15 protein-coding genes, 1 tRNA gene and 3 pseudogenes are annotated in these 17,584 nt (G+C 59.5%); 7 read left to right on the top strand and 12 right to left on the bottom strand.

The features are described from left to right. Positions 1-298: 298 nt before the first annotated feature. Positions 299-616, bottom strand: a complete 318-nt coding sequence (locus RPMA_RS11955; protein WP_211912999.1) for a hypothetical protein — start codon at positions 614-616, stop codon at positions 299-301. A gap of 100 nt (positions 617-716) precedes the next feature. Further along, the gene (locus tag RPMA_RS11950; protein ID WP_211912998.1) at positions 717-1,145 is read right to left on the bottom strand and encodes a pyridoxamine 5'-phosphate oxidase family protein; all 429 of its coding nucleotides are present in this window, start codon (positions 1,143-1,145) and stop codon (positions 717-719) included. A 712-nt stretch (positions 1,146-1,857) separates the two neighbouring features. On the opposite strand from RPMA_RS11950, the gene RPMA_RS11945 reads away from it, so the two are divergent. From RPMA_RS11945 to RPMA_RS11920, 6 genes and pseudogenes are all read left to right on the top strand, one after another. Beyond that, positions 1,858-2,355: a YciE/YciF ferroxidase family protein gene (locus tag RPMA_RS11945; RefSeq protein WP_211913621.1), complete on the top strand. Its 498-nt coding sequence runs from the start codon at positions 1,858-1,860 to the stop codon at positions 2,353-2,355. A 10-nt stretch (positions 2,356-2,365) separates the two neighbouring features. Then, a complete protein-coding gene (locus RPMA_RS11940; protein ID WP_211912997.1) occupies positions 2,366-2,899 on the top strand; it encodes a DUF4142 domain-containing protein in 534 nt (177 codons plus the stop codon). 73 nt (positions 2,900-2,972) lie between these two features. Continuing rightward, complete coding sequence (locus tag RPMA_RS11935) at positions 2,973-3,599, top strand: flavodoxin family protein (RefSeq protein ID WP_211912996.1); 627 nt, start codon at positions 2,973-2,975, stop codon at positions 3,597-3,599. A gap of 286 nt (positions 3,600-3,885) precedes the next feature. Beyond that, a pseudogene (locus RPMA_RS11930) lies at positions 3,886-5,009 on the top strand (catalase family protein). Beyond that, positions 5,006-7,293 (top strand): annotated as a pseudogene (locus RPMA_RS11925) (FdhF/YdeP family oxidoreductase). Before RPMA_RS11930 ends, RPMA_RS11925 begins: the two co-directional pseudogenes overlap by 4 nt. Before the next feature lie 44 nt (positions 7,294-7,337). Further along, entirely contained in the window at positions 7,338-7,535 is a 198-nt protein-coding gene (locus RPMA_RS11920) for a hypothetical protein (RefSeq protein ID WP_211912995.1), read from the top strand. A 20-nt stretch (positions 7,536-7,555) separates the two neighbouring features. Here RPMA_RS11920 and RPMA_RS11915 read toward each other — a convergent pair whose 3' ends face one another. The 7 genes and pseudogenes from RPMA_RS11915 to RPMA_RS11885 all read right to left on the bottom strand — a co-directional run bounded on the left by RPMA_RS11915 (position 7,556) and on the right by RPMA_RS11885 (position 12,477). After that, positions 7,556-7,789, bottom strand: coding sequence for a hypothetical protein (locus RPMA_RS11915; RefSeq protein WP_211913881.1), 234 nt, complete (start codon positions 7,787-7,789; stop codon positions 7,556-7,558). A 22-nt stretch (positions 7,790-7,811) separates the two neighbouring features. Continuing rightward, positions 7,812-7,964 carry a hypothetical protein gene (locus tag RPMA_RS11910; RefSeq protein ID WP_211912994.1) on the bottom strand — a complete coding sequence of 51 codons (153 nt, stop codon included), beginning with the start codon at positions 7,962-7,964 and terminating at the stop codon, positions 7,812-7,814. 44 nt (positions 7,965-8,008) lie between these two features. Continuing rightward, positions 8,009-8,167: a hypothetical protein gene (locus RPMA_RS11905; RefSeq protein ID WP_211912993.1), complete on the bottom strand. Its 159-nt coding sequence runs from the start codon at positions 8,165-8,167 to the stop codon at positions 8,009-8,011. Positions 8,168-8,177: 10 nt separating this feature from the next. Next, a complete protein-coding gene (locus RPMA_RS11900; protein ID WP_211912992.1) occupies positions 8,178-10,433 on the bottom strand; it encodes a xanthine dehydrogenase family protein molybdopterin-binding subunit in 2,256 nt (751 codons plus the stop codon). 10 nt (positions 10,434-10,443) lie between these two features. Beyond that, complete coding sequence (locus tag RPMA_RS11895; RefSeq protein WP_211912991.1) at positions 10,444-11,454, bottom strand: FAD binding domain-containing protein; 1,011 nt, start codon at positions 11,452-11,454, stop codon at positions 10,444-10,446. Further along, complete coding sequence (locus tag RPMA_RS11890; RefSeq protein ID WP_211912990.1) at positions 11,451-11,957, bottom strand: (2Fe-2S)-binding protein; 507 nt, start codon at positions 11,955-11,957, stop codon at positions 11,451-11,453. The genes RPMA_RS11895 and RPMA_RS11890 overlap by 4 nt, the downstream gene beginning before the upstream one ends. A 71-nt stretch (positions 11,958-12,028) precedes the next feature. Next, positions 12,029-12,477: pseudogene (locus RPMA_RS11885) on the bottom strand (PPC domain-containing DNA-binding protein). A gap of 227 nt (positions 12,478-12,704) precedes the next feature. Here RPMA_RS11885 and RPMA_RS11880 point away from each other — a divergent pair. Then, positions 12,705-13,844 (top strand): epoxide hydrolase family protein, encoded by a 1,140-nt coding sequence (locus tag RPMA_RS11880; protein ID WP_211912989.1) that lies wholly within the window; start codon positions 12,705-12,707, stop codon positions 13,842-13,844. Between the two features lie 1,711 nt (positions 13,845-15,555). Here RPMA_RS11880 and RPMA_RS11875 read toward each other — a convergent pair. The 3 genes from RPMA_RS11875 to RPMA_RS11865 all read right to left on the bottom strand — a co-directional run bounded on the left by RPMA_RS11875 (position 15,556) and on the right by RPMA_RS11865 (position 17,504). Continuing rightward, a complete protein-coding gene (locus tag RPMA_RS11875) occupies positions 15,556-16,824 on the bottom strand; it encodes a site-specific integrase (protein WP_249225641.1) in 1,269 nt (422 codons plus the stop codon). Positions 16,825-17,047: 223 nt separating this feature from the next. Continuing rightward, positions 17,048-17,132: transfer RNA gene (locus tag RPMA_RS11870), tRNA-Leu, on the bottom strand. Positions 17,133-17,261: 129 nt separating this feature from the next. Next, positions 17,262-17,504 carry a FliM/FliN family flagellar motor switch protein gene (locus tag RPMA_RS11865; protein WP_211912987.1) on the bottom strand — a complete coding sequence of 81 codons (243 nt, stop codon included), beginning with the start codon at positions 17,502-17,504 and terminating at the stop codon, positions 17,262-17,264. Positions 17,505-17,584 lie beyond the last annotated feature (80 nt).

Below are 17,584 nucleotides of genomic sequence, written 5' to 3'. Positions count from 1 at the left end.
ATATGCGCTGTAACCGCGATGCCATGAGCTTGCGAAAAGAGAAGCGGTCCGAGCATCGGATGCGACGAAGGACCTTTGCATGGGTGCATTTGTCGTCGGGACGGGTTTTGCAGCGTCCTGTATTCGACGTAAGTGCGAATGGTGTCCGGGTCACTATCGGCGACAACTTCATCTCACCGTTGGTGAGGGTACGCCTCATTCCAACGGAAACTCCTCGCCCCGCGAGGGTGGTCTGGTGCAAATGGGGCATGGCCGGGATTGAATATGTGGAGGACTGACACGGCCGGTGCCGCAGGCTTCATCCCTTACGGCACGCAGCCGCTGCTTCGAGCGCAGCGCGCGCCAATTCCTCAATCCGATGCTGCGGGAAATTTGTACGGAGCAATGACTGAAAGCCACCGTCATATCCGTCGAGCATCCCGGCAAACATCGCTTGTGCAGCAGCAGTGATTTCCGCTTGAGAAATCTCGCGGTCACTTTCGAGGGGAGTGTCCGCTACGAGGTCATCCGATTTGGGAATCCGGACCACAGCATCGGCGAGAATATCACCAAGTTTGACCTGCAAGGCTGCAAGTTCAACGAGGCCTTCGACCAGTTCTGTGGCAATGTCGCTCACTGCGTTCTTTCGTAGCTGCACTCAGCCGGATAGAATAAGCCACGCGCCGAACCGTTCCGGCATTGACACGCGGCTCGTGTATGCATGACCTCGCCAGGACCTAGACCTTCACCTCGAATTCTTCGCGACCTTTCCAGCACGTCACGCGCTTGGCTTTGACCCTGATCAGCACCAAACCGGGAGTGTCCACTCCCTGTTCGAACCACTTGTCCAAATCCGGATTCCAGTGTTCTCGAAATGCGGACTTGTCCCGGATCAGATCCGCCTCGCCTTCGACTGCAACATAGATGCCGCTGGAAAATATCCCCGCTTCCGAGGAAAAGCCGAGTGCTACCTTCGGATCTCGCTCGATGTCGGAAATCACGCGGGTCGTTTGGAGTGCAAAGTAAAACGACGTACCGTCATAGGCGACGTCGCCATTGTTGCTCATCGGGCGGTTGGCGATCTCGCCGCCTTCGGTATGCGTCGAAAGGATCGCGATGTCGATCCCGGCCATATCCTTCGCAATGTCTGCAAGCTTCTTCGTCATATCGAACTCCTCATGGAACACGAGCAACCGCGTGAGAGGGACAACGTTCCTTGATCAGACGGAATCTGAACGAGCGTGGTCGAATTTCAGACCGGGAGACGCCTGACCCTTTCAGTCTTCAAGGCATTGCCAAGTGCATGTTCCGGATGCCAACCGGACAAAAAACGGAGATGGTCCACGCGGTGATTTTTTTGGCTTCTTATCGCGACATCAACGGTGGCGATCTGACCCGTTCCCAGCGCGTGCTTCTACTTCGAAGACGAATCTGCCCGTCCGGTGAGCTCAACAATGACGCTGTGCTCTGTGCGTTTACTTGGGCGGAGCCGGTGCTTTGCCGAGATCCTTCTCGTGCGTTGGCGCGTCCTGAGGCTTCACATTGCCCGCCTGCTGCTCACCAAGGGTCTGCGCGTGCTGCGTGTTCATCCCGATGAACACTGCAACCGCCATCATCACGAGAACAACCCCGGCAAAGATGATGGCCTTGCTGATACCTTTGGGCGGCGGGGCGTTGGATGTTTGTTCGGCATTTCGGTCTCGTCTCTATTTCGAGAAGGCTGTCGATCGAACCCGGCCGAAGCGAACCAATTCCCCACCCTGTGGTGACAAGCTGCAGCCGACGCTGTGCAAAGCGACGTCCGAAATAGATGCATCCTCCCGGAACAGGCAACACGACTCTGTGTTGAACGGTCCCTTTCACCACCTTTCAACCGGGATGTCAGTCATGGCCGACAAAGACCTCAACGACCTTTTTCTCGATACGCTCAAAGATATCTATTACGCCGAAAAGCAGATCTACAAGGCACTGCCAAAAATGGCGAAGGCGGTGAACTCAGATCAGCTCCGCGCTGCCTTCGAAAAGCACCACAGGGAAACCGAGGGACAGATCGATCGCCTCGAACAGATTTTTGAAGCGCTCGGAAAGGCAGCGCGCGGCAAGAAATGCGATGCCATCGAGGGTATCCTCGACGAAGGCAAGGAAATCATGGAAGAGTATGCCGATACGCCGGCGCTCGATCCGGGCCTGCTGGCCGCAGCCCAGGCCGTCGAGCATTACGAGATTTCCCGTTATGGCACGTTGAAGACCTGGGCGGCGACCCTCGGTCACAAGGAGGCGGTCAAGCTCATTGACCAGACACTTGCCGAGGAGAAGAAGACCGACGACGCGCTGTCGAAGCTCGCCATCTCGGCCGTCAATAGCCAAGCCGCTTAAGGAGATCGACATGAAACAAACAATCCTAGCGCTGGCCTGCATCAGCCTGCTCGGCGCGCCTGCCATGGCACAATCCGTCGGAGAGAAAACCGGCGTCAATTCAGTGCTCGGCGTTGCGCCGAAGACCGAAGACTTCATCAAAGAAGTTGCGCTCAGCGACTTGACGGAGATCGAGGCGGCAAAGATCGCGCTCCAGCGGGGTAATGCCGAAGACAAGACCTTCGCCGCACAGATGGAGACCGATCACACCAAGACCAGCACGGAACTCAAACAGCTCGTGCCAGAGGCTCTGAAAGCCGCCTTGCCCGCAGGTCTCGATGATGCCTCGAAAAAGAAGCTCGACAAGCTGCGCGAAGCGAAAAACGAGGCTTTCTCGAAGGATTATCGCTCTGCCCAGGTGAGTGCTCACAAGGACGCGGTCTCACTGTTCGAACGCTACGCCAAAGGCGGCGACAACGCCAACCTGAAAGACTGGGCCGGAAAAACTCTGCCGGCACTGCAGCATCACTTGAAGATGGCGCAGGAACTCTACGACAAGACCTGAGATCGACATCGGGCGGATCATTGCGATCCGCCCACTCGTCATCGCAGGACCGCCACCATTCGCGAGGCCTCTCATGAACGATGTCGCTGCTTTCACCGCTCTCGCCTTCAACTGCACGCTCAAGCGCGGTGACGAGAATTCGTCTACTGGCAAACTAGTTGGTGAACTGCTCGACGCCCTGAAGCGGTATGGCGTCAACGGAACCGCCGTCCGTGCTGCGGATCACAACATCTTGCCCGGCGTCACATCGGACGAAGGAGAAGGTGACGAATGGCCGGCGCTGCGTACCAAAATTCTTGCCGCCGACATTCTAATCATCGGCACGCCGATCTGGCTTGGCCAACCTTCCAGCGTCGCGAAGCGCGTACTGGAGCGGATGGATGCGTTTCTTGAAGAGACGGACGGTCGGGGCCGGATGCCCTCCTTCGGCAAGGTCGCCATCGCCGCCGTGGTCGGCAACGAAGATGGCGCCCATCGCTGCCACGCCGATATCTTTCAGGCGCTGAACGACGTCGGGTTCACGATCCCGGCCGGCGGCGGCACCTATTGGGTTGGCGAAGCAATGGGATCAGTGGACTATACGAACCTCACTCGCCCCCACGACAAAACTGTGCAGACCACCCGGATGCTTGCCGCAAATGCCGCACATCTGGCGAAAGTGCTCAAGGCATCCCGCTACCCCGGCATGGATGCAGAATGATCGGCCAGCTGATGGAGCTTTGTCATGATGATCATGGATTTCCTCCGGTCTCTGACGACTGAAATTCTCGGCTTTCCGCCAGGAAATGAGTACCAACCCCAGAAACCGGCGCGAGATCACCGCGACGACCATTGCTCAAAGCAAGAGGTCTTACGGCATCAACATGCGGCTTCGTCATTTGAAGCGCCGCAGTCCAAACACTAGTCGGTGTTGTCTAGAAACCTTCTCAAATCAGCAGCGTTGCATGGCCATGACGCGTGCCATCCGACCCGCCGAGGAAACACCGATGAGTCTACGTCCACCCGTTCTCTTTACCGCTGATATCGAGCATATCAAGCCTGACGAACAGGAAGTGATTCAATGCCTGATCGACACCTTCGACATCATCCTTGATCGCACGTCCAGTGACTATGGTCATGCGGTTCGATCAGTCCACGCAAAAGCTCACGGCTTTCTCGCTGGCGAGATGATCATCGATGACGGACTTTCGGCGGAACTCGCGCAGGGCTTGTTTGCAGCACCCGGGCGCCATCAGGTCTTCATGCGTCTGTCCACCAATGCCGGCGACATCCTCCCCGACAACATCAGCCTGCCCGAGGTATTGCGGTGAAAGTGCTGGAGGTGCCGGGCGAAAGGCTCCCCGGCGCGGATGGCAGGACGCAGGATTTCGTGATGGTCAACGGCCCGGTCTTCCAGACGCCGACAGCCGACAAGTTTCTCACCAATCTAAAATTGCTGGCAAAAACTACCGATCGGCTTGAGGGCACCAAGCAGACCGTGTCCGCCCTGCTCCGCAACGTCAGCGCAGCACTAGGCACCGTCGGCATCGAAAGCACTGCGATCAATTCGCTCGGGGGAGCGCCGAATGTCGATCCCCTCGGCGAGACCTATTACAGCGCGACGCCGTTTCGCTATGGCGACTACATCGCAAAATTCTCCATCGTGCCGGTTTCGTCGTCATTGACCGGTCGTACCGGCAAGATCATCGATGCATCGGATCGCCCGAATGCCATCCGCGAAACCGTGCAGCGGGAGATGCAATCGATCGACGGTACATGGGAATTTCGCGTGCAACTTTGCCGTGATCCGGACAGGCAGCCGGTCGAGGATCCCACCGTCCCCTGGGACGAGAGCGAGGCGCCGTTCCAGCGCGTCGCCATCATTCGCGCGGCTCCCCAGGACAGCTGGGCGCCGGAGATGGTGCAGGCTGTTGATGAAGAGATGCGCTTCAGCGTTTGGACCGGCCTTGCTGCCCATCAACCGCTCGGCAATATCAACCGCGCCCGACGTGCGCCCTATCGCCACTCGGCTGAATTTCGGGCGCGCTTCAATGGCTGCCCGTTCCACGAACCTTCATCATCGCCGTCGCTCGCGCCGGCCACGGGCGCATCGCGACAGGACGCGCTGTGAGCAGGCCCGATGTAAGAGATCAGCGCCCGGACGAAATCGCCTATGACGGCCCCGCTGGCGGGTGGGGATCGCTGCGCGGCATCGTTAGCGTCTTTGGTAAGGAATGGGCAACACCCGCCGCGCTTGAGACGCTCGCCCGTCAGAACAAGCCTGGTGGCTTCATGTGCGTATCCTGCGCCTGGACCAAGCCAGAACATCCACATCCGCTGGAGTTTTGCGAGAACGGCGCTAAGGCGACTTTGTGGGAACTTACGAGCCGCCGCTGCGACAGCGATTTTTTGCCGCACATACTGTCACTGAATTGCGCGACTGGAGCGATTTCGATCTCGAACAGGCCGGACGCCTCACCCATCCCATGCGTTTAGATGGGGCGAGCGACAAATATGTCCCGATTGCCTGGGACGAAGCCTACGATGCCATCGGGCAGGAGCTTAAGAGGCTCGATCCGAAGTCAGCTGTGTTCTATGCCTCCGGCCGCACCAGCCTGGAGACATCCTATCTCTATGCGCTGTTCGCTCGCCTGTACGGACACAACAACCTGCCTGACAGCTCCAACATGTGTCACGAGACCACATCGGTGGGTCTGAAGAAGGTGATCGGATCGCCGGTCGGTACGTGCACGCTCGACGATTTTTCGCGCTGTGACGCGATCTTCTTCTTCGGTCAGAACACCGGCTCTAACAGCCCGCGCTTTCTTCATACGCTGAAAGATGCCGTTGAGCGTGGATGCAAAATCGTCACCTTCAATCCGGTCCGTGAAAAGGGACTGATCGAATTCGTCGATCCGCAGAACCCGGTACAGATGACCATCGGCGCTCCGACGAAACTGTCGAGTCTGTACTTTCAGGTCCGTCCCGGCGGCGATATCGCGGCGATCATGGGCATGGTCAAACATGTGCTGGCTACTGACGCTACCTCAGACGGCGGCTTACTCGACCGCGACTTCATCGCGGCGCATACCAAAGGCTTCGATGACTTCATCGCGCTCTCCAATGCGACCAAGTGGAACGACATCGAACGCGAGTCCGGGCTCAGCCGCGCCGATCTCGCTGCCGCTGCCGACATCTATTGCAAGGCGCGGAATGTCATCGGTGTCTATGGCATGGGGGTGACTCAGCATTACCATGGCGCCGACACGATCGGCATGCTGGTCAACCTCCTCATGCTGCGCGGCAATCTCGGCAGGCCCGGCGCCGGCATTTCACCAGTGCGCGGCCACTCCAATGTGCAAGGGCAACGCACCGTTGGCATTTCCGAGAAGCCCGAACTCGTCCCGCTTGACCAGCTCGAGCAACGCTTCGGCTTTAGCGCACCGCGCGACAAGGGTCGCAATACGGTGGAAACCTGCGAAGGCGTCATCGACGGCAGCGTACGGGCATTTATCGGGCTGGGCGGCAACTTCTTGCGCGCCATTCCCGAACGCGGACAGATGGAAGCCGCGTGGCCGAACATGCGGCTCACCGTGCAGATCGCCACCCGGCTCAATCGTAGCCACCTGATCAACGGCCACGTCGCCTATCTGCTGCCGTGCCTCGGGCGCTCGGAGATCGACACCCAGGACACTGGCGTACAGACGGTGACCATGGAAGACTCTCTGAGCTGTATCCATGGCTCGCGCGGCCATCGTAACCCCGCCAGCGACACCCTACGGTCGGAGCTCGCCATTATCGCCGGACTTGCCAAGGCGACGCTGCTGCCTAACCAGGCCGTCAGGTGGGAAGACTGGACCGGCGATTACAGCAAAGTTCGCGACCTGATCGAGGAAACCTACCCCGACCAGTTCAAGCATTTCAACGCGCGCCTGTTCACGCCGGGTGGCTTCTATCGCGGCAACAAAGTTCGGGACCGAGTTTGGCAGACCGAATCCGGCAAAGCCGAATTCACCCGACCTGTTTCGCTGACCTCCGTCGGCTTCGCCGACAGTCCCGGCCGCTTTCGTCTGATCACAATGCGCTCCAATGACCAGTTCAACACCACCATCTACGGTCTTTCCGACCGCCTTCGCGGCATTGAGGGCACGCGCGATATCTTGTTGATGTGCCCGGATGACATTGTCGCGCATAATCTCAAAGCCGGGCAAAGCGTAGGACTTGTCTCCGACGCGGACGACGGCGTTGCCCGCCGTCTCGACGGCCTTGTCGTCACCCCATTCGATCTGCCTAGCGGTTGCCTTGGCACCTATTATCCCGAAGCCAATCCTCTCATGCCGCTATGGTATCACGACCGACAATCCAAGACGCCAGCCGCCAAGGGCGTGCCAGTGCGCCTTTCGGTCAATACCTGATCAATCTCATGCGCGATACGTACCTAGCCTGATGGACGACTTTCATGGATGATCTGCAAATCGCCGGCCTGCTCGGACGCGCCGCCGTGAAAGTCTGGCCGGAGCTCCCGGCCGAGGCGCAGGAACTCCTGTTCAAGGCTGCCGCCAGCGACGATGGCGTGATCGCAAATTCACTGGCGACCGCGCTGCACGACCGTCATCCACGGACCGCCTATCCGCCGAAGCCAACGGCGATTGCCTGATCCAGAACTCCCTGCGTCCGCTAGGCCGTGTGTCCAGGATCGACATCCGTCGGCGTCTTCTTTTTGCGCTGAGGTACCATTCTGGCAGGATCTTCCTGTCCCAGCACGCCGCGCGGGCCAACCTGCGCGCGCTGCATGTCCTCTTCGCTCCGACGCGGCTTGCCGTCATCCAGCTGCCGTCGCCCTTGCCTGGTCGCGTCATAGGTCTCGGACGAACCGAGGCCGGTCATATTATCGTGCTCGCGGTCGGTCATGAGGAGCTCCTTCGAGCTGTCACTAAACGTCGTCGTTTTTGTAACGCGCTTCAACGATCTGGTCGCCAGCGCGTACAGCGGCACGGTTGCGATAACGATATTGCAGCACACCATAGATAAGTGCCGTCAATAGAACCAAGGCGCCGAGCCCATAGACAATTTCCTGTCCCATCATTGTGCTCCCTTAGCTCACTGTGCCCGCCGTAGGGGGCTTCTTGCCTAATGCGTGTTGGTGTCTTTCCATTTCTCAAGATCCGGTTTTTCCTTGGGATCGAACTGATCCTTCTCCGGCGGACCTTTCCAGGGCTCTTCGGTCTGCTTGCTGCTGCCCCAATCGGTCTTTTGCCGGGGATCGTCCTTCGGCGTTTCCTTGCTCATATGCATCTCCTTACGATAGCTGCGGCGCGTTCAGGATCTTGTCGATGGTGATCGGGAAATCGCGCACGCGCTTTCCGGTTGCATGATAGATTGCGTTGGCGACGGCTGCGGCTGTCCCAACGATGCCAATCTCGCCGAGCCCCTTGACACCGATCGGGCTGACCTTGTCATCCTTTTCGTCCACGAAGATGACTTCGATATCCTCGACATCGGCATGAGCGGGAATGTGATATTCCCCGAAATTGGCATTCATGATCTTGCCAAGCCGATGATCGGTCATGCTCTCCTCATGGAGAGCCATGCCGATCCCCATCACCACGCCGCCAAGAATCTGGCTACGCGCTGTCTTCGGATTGAGGATCTTACCTGCCGCTGCGGCGCAAACCACACGGGTGACGCGGACGATGCCAAGATCCTCGTCCACGCGGACTTCCGCAAAGACGGCGGAATGCGTGTAGCTGATATATTTCATCATCTGGATCAGGCTTGGGCTCACCTTGCCCTGCTCGGTGAGTTCGCTCAGCTCCGCCGCATGCATGATTTCGGCAATAGCCAAGCCGCGCGCCGGATCATCCTGGCGGAATATCCGGCGGCCTTGCACCTCGACGTCTTCGAAGCGTGCATCGGCCAATGGCGAATTCGCCATTTTGGCTGCCAGCTTAAACAGCGACTGCTTCAGGGCATCGCAGGCGGCCTGCACAGCGGAGCCGTTCGAGGCCGCGGTCCATGAGCCGCCTTCCACCGGAGACATCGGCAGATCGGATTCGCCGATCCGCGCCCGTACGTCCTCCAGTGGCAGCCCGAAAGCCTCCGCACCGATCTGTGTCAGGATCGTCCAGGTCCCGGTCCCGATATCGGACGCCGCGGTTGCCACTTCCAGCGTACCATCATCTTTGAGGGTCGCACTGGCCTGCGCCTTCTGCAGAAAAGCATCCCACATACCGGTCGAAACGCCCAACCCGACGAGTTCGCGTCCGTCCTTCATCGCCCGAGGCTGCGGCTGGCGGCGTTCCCAACCGAAGGCCGCGGCGCCTTCCTGGTAACAGGCCATCAGCGCCTTCGAGGTGAATTCCTTGTTGGTGTTCTCGTCCTTCTCGGCAAAATTGATGCGACGTATTTCCAGCGGATCGATGCCGAGCTCGTAGGACAATTCATCAAGCGCGCACTCCAATGCCGCAACGCCGATGACGGCGCCCGGGGCGCGCATGTCGCAGGGTGTTGCGGTGTCGAGCTTGGCAAGTTGATAGGTGAGCTTGACGTTGTCGCAGTGGTACATCATGCCGGACCAGTTCACGACGGCCTCCTGATAGTCCTCATAGTGCGAGGTGGCCGCCACCGCGTCATGCATGATTGACTGGAGTCGGCCGTCATGGCCTGCGGCCAGCGACACAGTCTGATAAGTGTCAGGCCTGTAGCCGATATGGAACATCTGTGCACGCGTCAGCGTCACACGGACGGACCGTTTCAATTCGAGGCTTGCCATTACCGCGAAGAATACCTGCTGCTGCGGGCGCAAGGCCGCGCCGAAGGCGCCACCAACGTAGTGATTGACCACGCGGACGTCGTCGCTACCCAGCCCGAAGACCGACGTGATATAGGCCTGCGTATTCTGCGGCCCCTGCGTCTTGTCATAGACGGTGAATTTGCCGTCCCCCTCGAAGACGCAAGTCGTGCCGAACATTTCCATCGGATTGTGATGTTCAGGATTGACGCGATAGTCCCGGCTGATCTTCACAGGCGCATCGGCGAACGCCTGCTCGGCATCCCCGCGCGGATCTGGCGGCGGCGGGATTCCACTGCGCTTCTTGGGAGGAACGTAGGCCTCGCTGCGCTTGCGTTCGAGCTCGGTAGAATGGGGATCTACGTCATAAGCTACCTTAATCACCGATGCCGCATCGCGCGCGGCCTCAAATGTGTCTGCGATTACCAACGCCACGGGCTGGCCATCGAACAGAATGCGATCGGAATGCAGCGGGCGGAACGGATGTCCGGGCGGCGCCACCTCGTCGCGCCATTTACGATCCATCCAAGCCGCCTTGCCGCGGTTCTCATGAGTGAAGATTTCGACGACACCCGGCATACGCCGCGCCGCGGCGAGGTCTATCGAGACGATCCGCCCGGCGGCGATCGTGCTGCCGACGATATGACCGTAAAGCAGATCGTCGGCCGGATATTCAGCGGCATATTGCGCCTGCCCCGTCACTTTCAATCGGCCATCGACGCGGCTGGTGGGACGTCCCACATGCATGCTTTCGATCACGGACATCGCAGCTTCCTTATTGAATCGACTTGTTGGCCTGATCCTGCGGCGTTCCCGCAGCTGCCTGTTCGAGCGCCCGGACGACAGCGCGACGAGCGAGATCGATCTTGAAATCGTTCTCACCTTGACCTCTGGCATCATGCAGGATGCGCTGGGCCACCGCGTCGAAAACGCGGGTTTCAGCCGTCTCACCACGCAGCGATCGCTCGGCGTCAACATCACGCCAAGGTTTGTGCGCCACGCCGCCCAGCGCAATCCTGGCCCCCTTGATCACACCATTTTCAATGTCCATCGCCGCTGCGACCGAAACCAGCGCGAAAGCGTAGGACAGCCGATCACGGAGCTTCAAATAGGTGTGGTGGGTGCCGAAGTCCGCTTCCGGGATGGCGACCGATGTGATCAGCTCGCCCTGCTTCAGCGTGTTGTCACGGTCCGGCTCACTGCCCGGCAGGCGATGGAAGTCTGAAAATGGGATCGATCGTCGCCCATCTGGGCCGTCAACATTCACTGTCGCATCGAGCGCCGCCATGGCCACGCACATATCCGACGGATGGACTGCGATGCACTGGTCGCTCGCGCCTAGAATGGCGTGTATGCGGTTGACGCCACCGATCGCGGAACAACCGCTCCCCGGCTGACGCTTGTTACAGTGCGTTGACGGATCGTAGAAATAATAGCACCGCGTTCGCTGCAACAGATTTCCGCCGGTGGTGGCAGCGTTGCGAAGCTGCGGCGACGCCCCCGCTAGGATTGCACTCGACAACAACGGCCAGCGGGCACGGATCTCGGGATGCCAAGCCAGCTCCGAATTGCTGACCAGCGCGCCGATACGCACTTCACCGTCGGAAATATCGATCGATTTGAGCGGCAGCCGGTTGATATCGACGACCAGCGCTGGCTGCGCCACGTCATATTTCATGAGATCGACGAGATTGGTGCCGCCGGCCAGTGCGCGGGCATCCGGGTTGTTCAGCGCTGCGATGGCGTCTGCGATCGTGTCGGGTCTGACATAGTCGTAACGGTTCATTCTGCGGCCTCCCTCATGGCGAGGCGTGGCTGCAGCACATCCTCGATCGCGTCGGCGATGTTAGTATAGGCGCCGCATCGGCACAGATTGCCGCTCATATGTTCACGGATTTCGGCCCGCGTGTGGGTATGCCCCTCTGCGAGGAGCCCCGCGGCTGAGCAGATCTGCCCCGGAGTGCAATAGCCGCACTGGAAGGCGTCGCGCTCGATAAAGGCGGCCTGCAGCGGATGCAGTTCGCCTTCCTGCGCCAGCCCTTCAATGGTCGTGACCTCAGCGCCATCGCGTGACACCGCGAGCGACAGGCACGAATTGATACGCTGTCCATCGACCAGCACGGTGCATGCGCCGCACTGCCCCTGGTCGCAGCCCTTCTTGGTGCCCGTGAGTGCAAGCCGCTCGCGCAGTAGATCGAGCAGCGTCACCCAAGGCTCGATCTCGAACGCGTGCTGCGTTCCGTTGACGGTCAGGGAAATTGGAAGTCGGGATTGTGCAATCTGTGTCACGGGCGCCTCGCTCTCTCGTGGCCCGTAGAACCGTTTTAAACGTGACGTGTTCCCCAGGGAACGCGCACGTCTTAGCGGCTGTCCTTCAGATCGATCAGGGCGATGCCAAGATCGTCACGCTTCTTGCGTCGGAGACATGCCGGCGTCTCGGTCACGATGACTTCAAGGGTCGGCCGCACGGTGCCCTTGAGGAAATGGCCGCCGCGGACCGATCCATCGACGAGACCCAGCACCGCATGCAGGTGCAGGCCCGCCTTGCCATCATCCCCCACTGCCACATCGCCCAGCAGGCTCAGTACCTCGCTGGCCTCTTTGAGGGGATCTCCTTGTAAGATCTGGTCTCGTATTCATAATAGGCCACCGTCGCCCGCTCAAACGCGCCGATCGCTGTGATCGAGGCCGCAGCTATACCCGCATCATTGACGTAGGTCGTGAGGGCTGCGAAGGCCTCTTCGCCGGTCTCCAGCACGACCACATGGGTCTTCACGCCATCATCCGCGGAAACAAGCTTGGCTTTCATCGATCACGCGTCTTGATTGGACGAAGGGTGAACGGCGCAGAGCGGAACGCGTTCCGGCATAATGGACAAGGTGCGACGTCAGCTCGCTGGCTATGCGTGGCCCGGTAAGACGAGTTAACTTTGTGTCACGCGAGAGGATGCAGCAAGCATTCGGATGCCGCGGCGGCGGCCTTTCAAGCGGCCAACGGGCGTTACGCGGCAAGCGGCAGCGGAGCGAGGAGACGGCGATGGCGACGCCCTATAAGATTGAGATTTCCGACGACCGGCTCGCGACCATCGCGCGCAAGGTTGCCGACTACGACTGGAGCGAGCTTCCCGACGCGGGAGGTTGGCGATCGGGCGTCGGGGTCGCCGACCTCCAGCGGCTCGTCACCTATTGGCGGGATGTCTACGACTGGCGTGCCGTCGAGCGGCGCCTCAATCGGCTTCCGAATTTCATGACGGATATCGACGGCGAGCACTTGCATTTCGTGCATTTGAAGGACGATGGCTCGAAGCCGCCGCTTCTACTCCTGCACGGCTGGCCAGGCTCGTATCTCGAGTTCGAGCCGCTGCTGGAGCCGCTGGTGGCGGACGGTCATGACGTCGTCGTCCCGTCACTGCCGGGCTTCGCCTTCTCGAAGCCGATCACCGGCCTCGTCGGGCCTCGTCGGGCCGCGGCGTTGATGAACGGGCTGATGGGCGAGCTTTACGGTGCGAAGCGCTTCATCATCCAGGGCGGGGATTGGGGTAACGCCATCGCCGCGTGGATGGCGCACGACTGGCCCGACGCGCTGCTCGGCATTCACCTCAACATGGTCAACCTCCACGCGGAGGATGTCGCACCGACGAGCGACGCGGAAAAGGCATTCGTCGCCAGACGGGACGAACTCTTGGAGCTGGAGAGCGGCTACAGTCACCAGCAGGGGACGCGCCCGCAAACTCTCGGCGCAGCGATGGCCGACAGCCCCGTCGGCGCGGCCGGCTGGATGCTCGAGAAGATCGGCAAGTGGGCCGATCTCCCGGTGGCGCCCGATGGCCGCCCGGACATCTGGAGCAAGTTCTGCGAAGAAGAGCTGCTCACCAACATCATGCTCTACGTCGCGCCGTCCTCGGTCGTCACCGCGACATGGATCTATCACGGCAGGCGCCTCGAAAAGTCGAACAAGTTTCCCGCTGGAACGCGCATCGAGGTGCCGACCGGCGTCGCCGCCTTCCCCGACCCCGTATTCATCCCGCCGCCGCGTTCCTTCGCACAGAAGACCTACGACATCGTGCATTGGAGCGACATGCCGTCGGGCGGCCACTTCGCCGCTTGGGAGGAGCCAGACCTGATGCTGAGCGACCTGCGGGCGTTCGTCGCACTAATCGTCGGCAAAAGCTCGTGACGTCGGCAATCTTGGCGAACGCGGAATTGGCAGCTATACCCGCGGCCCTGCCGCCGACATGGCGGAACTAGTCCAGGAGGGCTGCAACGCCTCCTCCTCGCGACTATCGATCAGCAACCGAAAGCGGTCTGCGTTGCTCAACCGCAGCCAGATCAAACGCGCTCTTCAGTGTTCGCGGGCTTCGCGAGCCGCCTGCGAACGCGAGCCATGCGATCCTCAGTCGCAGAAATCACAGCGAGCTCAGATTCTAGCCGATCAAAAATCGGCAAATATGTTGGACCGTTCTTGCCGGCGCGCTGCATTGCCAGAGCAAGTCGGTCGAGCGCGGCTTCGATGTCGCGTATTGTTGGTGTTCGCGCCATCACTGATAAGCTCTGCCCGACAGAGAGGCCGTTTTCCGACTCGACGCGATAGTCTCGATTAAGCCCAAGCGACGGCGCATTGTCGAAGCTGGTGGCGGCTCTAGGCGAGATGCGTGTCGTCTGGCGAATGCCCCATTCCGGTCACCCAAGAAGGCCGCAGATGCGATTGGAGAGATCACCCTCGTTGAGGTGCCCTGTCGGATCACCTCGTGCTGTGCGGCCCCGGAAGGTAGCGCCCGGGCGTCGCTCATCGACCGCGGTTGATCTGCTACGCCTTCGCTGACCAAATTCCCGGGTGGCGCAAAGGCCCGGTCGCCGATACCTGCTGACTCGGCAGCCGCCTTCGATATCCGAGATTCAGTGGCACCTAAATTCGCGGCTGAAATTTCTATCGTAACATTCGCTGCATTGCTGATTGCCGGATCCGACTGCGCCAATTTGATCGCAAGAAAAACTCCCGGTGCTCGGACTGCAATCGCGCAGCCGAAAGTCTGTCCTCTGCCGCGCTCTCCAAAATCGACGTCGCCCAACGAGCTTACGTCTTCAACACCCGATAAACGAATTTCTTGAGCGAACTTCCAAGCGTGCCTTGCGCCCTTGAGACCTGAGTCGGATACGGTGGCCGCGACACCGATGACTTGATCGCAATACTTTGGCTCGAATGAAACATTCATGACGTACGACACCCTTGCAAAAGGTTGCCGCACGTCCTGCGCGGGAGACAATTCCCACATAGACCGATCGTAGTGGCGTTGCCAGATCGCCAAGCGAGCTTATCAACAACAAGGCAGCTCTCGACGACCATGTACAAGCGGCGCGTCATCGATGCGTCGAAGGGTTTATCCCCTCTGTCTATGTCTCTTCTCTTTCTCTGTCTCTGTCTCTGTCTCTTCTCTGTCTCTGGCATAGCATCGCGCTAGCAGCTTGCTAGCGTTTCGCTAGCCAAGCGCTATACAATGAATATTCCAGCGCAATATCAATATGATAAGACAAGCCCGAAGTGATTTTGCCATCACTCGCGTCGCTGAATGATAGTCTCGAACATTGCGCCGATTACGTGCTCATCTCGCGAGATCGCCAAGGGTCAAATCGTAGGCTGCTAGCGCTTCGCTAGCGACACGCAAGCACGTGGCGATCGGGATTGCCTGACACAGAGCGCGGCAGCTGCCCCCGTGATGATGACTGCACTCCTTCCAGTCGTTCATGAAGAAACTCGCACATAATTTTCGATGCGGATGAACTGCGCGACACTGGAGCTCAGCGTGAAGTCCTCAAAACGATGCGAACGAATCACTTTGAATTCGAACTCGATCCGATCGATCTGGGTTGTGCCGCTTTACGCATCCGGGTCAGACGATGGCCCGATCAAACGGATAGACGATCTTCAAGAGCTCCTCGCGATAAAGCTTCAACGAGCCGCCCGAGCCATACTGCTCGCGGTCGATCGCATGGCCCATCAGGATCTTGCGCAGTTCGTCATCGACCCGCCCCTCTTTCATCCGGTCCTCAAAAGTGTGCCGGAACGAGTAGAGCGTTTCCTTGCCAGTCGGCCGAAGGTTGTTCTCTCGCAGATATTTGTTCACGGTCTGGGACAGCGCGTTACCGGACTCTCGGTAGCGCGGGAAACCGTCTGGATGCAGCTTCATCGCTTCGAGCGCCACCCCGACCAGAGGAATGCGGCGGACCGACGAGACAGTCTTCACCTCGTGCGGCTCGTCGGGGTCAAATGACGGCTCGACGAGGATGTGCGGCACCTGATGGTGAAGCTTGATTCGCTCCTCCCGCAGATAGCGAATCTCGATTGGCCGCGCGCCCGTCTCGATGCAGACCAGGGCAATGTGCCGGGCCTCGTCATTGAGTCCAGCGAGTGACGCGCCCCTCATGAGCATGTCGCCGACAAACTCGATCGGATATGGAATGCGGCGCTTCTTGAACTTCTGGCGGAAGTTAAGCCCCTCAAACGGGTTGGGTATTTCGGCATTGATATGCTCGAAGTACCGGCCGTGGAGAATGCGCATATCGCCGACCCGTCGATTGCCAAGGGAGACCGACATACGCTTGGCGCCCTTCTGCGATGGCGCAATGAGCGCCTTATAGTGTTCGTGGAATTTTTTGGCGTCGTCGCGGGTGATCTCCTCGATCGGTTTGTCTTCGCCCATCACTTCGTTGAAGGCGTCTACGGCGTAGCCCTTGACCTTTTTCCACGAAGCCTTCTGTTCTTCGCTCTTGCCGGCGATCTCGATGGCCGCAATCTCTTCGCAGTAGATTTTGAAGGCATCGGTCACCTTGACCTTCGGCCGCTCCACGCCGCCGAGAATGGCAGCCTCTGTCGCAACTGGCGTGCGGGGGTCGCTGATGGCTTGGACGCGCCTTAGGATCTCTTCCAGTGATAGGCCCGCCACTTCGCCGGCCGGCATGTACCGAAAGCCCATCGCTTCCGCTCGCCTCCGGGCTGCGTTGTAATTCGCCCAGGCCAGCTTCTGCTCGGTCCCGGACAGCATTGCTGCCCAATATTCGTTATCGGCGGCTTCGAGGATATCGCGCTTCGCCCGCGCCTTGGCGAGATCGTCCGTTTTCAGCGACTGGCGCACGAACGGCGCGCGGGAATCGAGGTTCACAACGGCCTGCGGAACTCGCCTATAATAGTGATATTTACCGTCACGGATCTTTAGGAAGCGGTCAAAATTATCGTGCCGAACCAATGCACTCTCCGGGGTCGTGTAACACGTTTTGTATCCCGGATTGTAGCACGATAACTAACAAAATCTCCAGAAATGAAAAAGGCTCCGGAGATTTCCGGAGCCTTTTCAATAACCTACCGTTTCCGAAGAAACGAGGAACTGGTGCGCTCGAAAGGACTCGAACCTTCACCCTGTTACGGACTGCCACCTCAAGGCAGCGCGTCTACCAATTCCGCCACGAGCGCTGGAAATGACCGGCGGGGCAAATCGCCCGGCCGGTTCGACCGGCGCCGATGTAACAAACCTATGATGGGGGCACAAGGCCTGAACCGCGTTCCCTCACCATCTCTGTGGGGAATTTTATGGACGCCCGGTTAGCGCCGATCCGGTGAGCGCGGCAGCATCTGCTTGACCTCGACCGCAATGCGGTTGCGATCGACCATCACGGCGCCTGACGCGACGGGCAGATTGTTGGCGAGAATCTTCACCTCGTCCTGCTCTGTGGCGTCGAGCTCGATGATGGCGCCGCGGCTGAGGCGCATCACCTGATGGACGGGCATCGAGGTGGTGCCGAGCACGACCATGATGTCTACGGAAATCTTGTCGAGGGTTGGCACGTCGGCCCCACGGTCACCAGTTAAGGAACTGCACGCATGCGTGCTAAACGGTCCCCGAGATCAGCACGCTTATGGTTAGC

This window comes from Tardiphaga alba (genome assembly GCF_018279705.1).
Classification (GTDB): Bacteria; Pseudomonadota; Alphaproteobacteria; order Rhizobiales; family Xanthobacteraceae; genus Tardiphaga; species Tardiphaga alba.
This window is presented reverse-complemented; position numbering and strand designations above follow the sequence as displayed.

Excerpts from the sequence above, each read along its gene's own strand:
- RPMA_RS11910 (WP_211912994.1), bottom strand. The coding sequence starts at position 7,964 with ATGATGGGACAGGAAATTGTCTATGGGCTCGGCGCCTTGGTTCTATTG.
- RPMA_RS11895 (WP_211912991.1), bottom strand. The coding sequence starts at position 11,454 with ATGAACCGTTACGACTATGTCAGACCCGACACGATCGCAGACGCCATC.
- RPMA_RS11945 (WP_211913621.1), top strand. The coding sequence starts at position 1,858 with ATGTCAGTCATGGCCGACAAAGACCTCAACGACCTTTTTCTCGATACG.
- RPMA_RS11920 (WP_211912995.1), top strand. The coding sequence starts at position 7,338 with ATGGATGATCTGCAAATCGCCGGCCTGCTCGGACGCGCCGCCGTGAAA.
- RPMA_RS11900 (WP_211912992.1), bottom strand. The coding sequence starts at position 10,433 with ATGTCCGTGATCGAAAGCATGCATGTGGGACGTCCCACCAGCCGCGTC.
- RPMA_RS11880 (WP_211912989.1), top strand. The coding sequence starts at position 12,705 with ATGGCGACGCCCTATAAGATTGAGATTTCCGACGACCGGCTCGCGACC.
- RPMA_RS11935 (WP_211912996.1), top strand. The coding sequence starts at position 2,973 with ATGAACGATGTCGCTGCTTTCACCGCTCTCGCCTTCAACTGCACGCTC.
- RPMA_RS11950 (WP_211912998.1), bottom strand. The coding sequence starts at position 1,145 with ATGACGAAGAAGCTTGCAGACATTGCGAAGGATATGGCCGGGATCGAC.
- RPMA_RS11905 (WP_211912993.1), bottom strand. The coding sequence starts at position 8,167 with ATGAGCAAGGAAACGCCGAAGGACGATCCCCGGCAAAAGACCGATTGG.
- RPMA_RS11915 (WP_211913881.1), bottom strand. The coding sequence starts at position 7,789 with ATGACCGACCGCGAGCACGATAATATGACCGGCCTCGGTTCGTCCGAG.
- RPMA_RS11940 (WP_211912997.1), top strand. The coding sequence starts at position 2,366 with ATGAAACAAACAATCCTAGCGCTGGCCTGCATCAGCCTGCTCGGCGCG.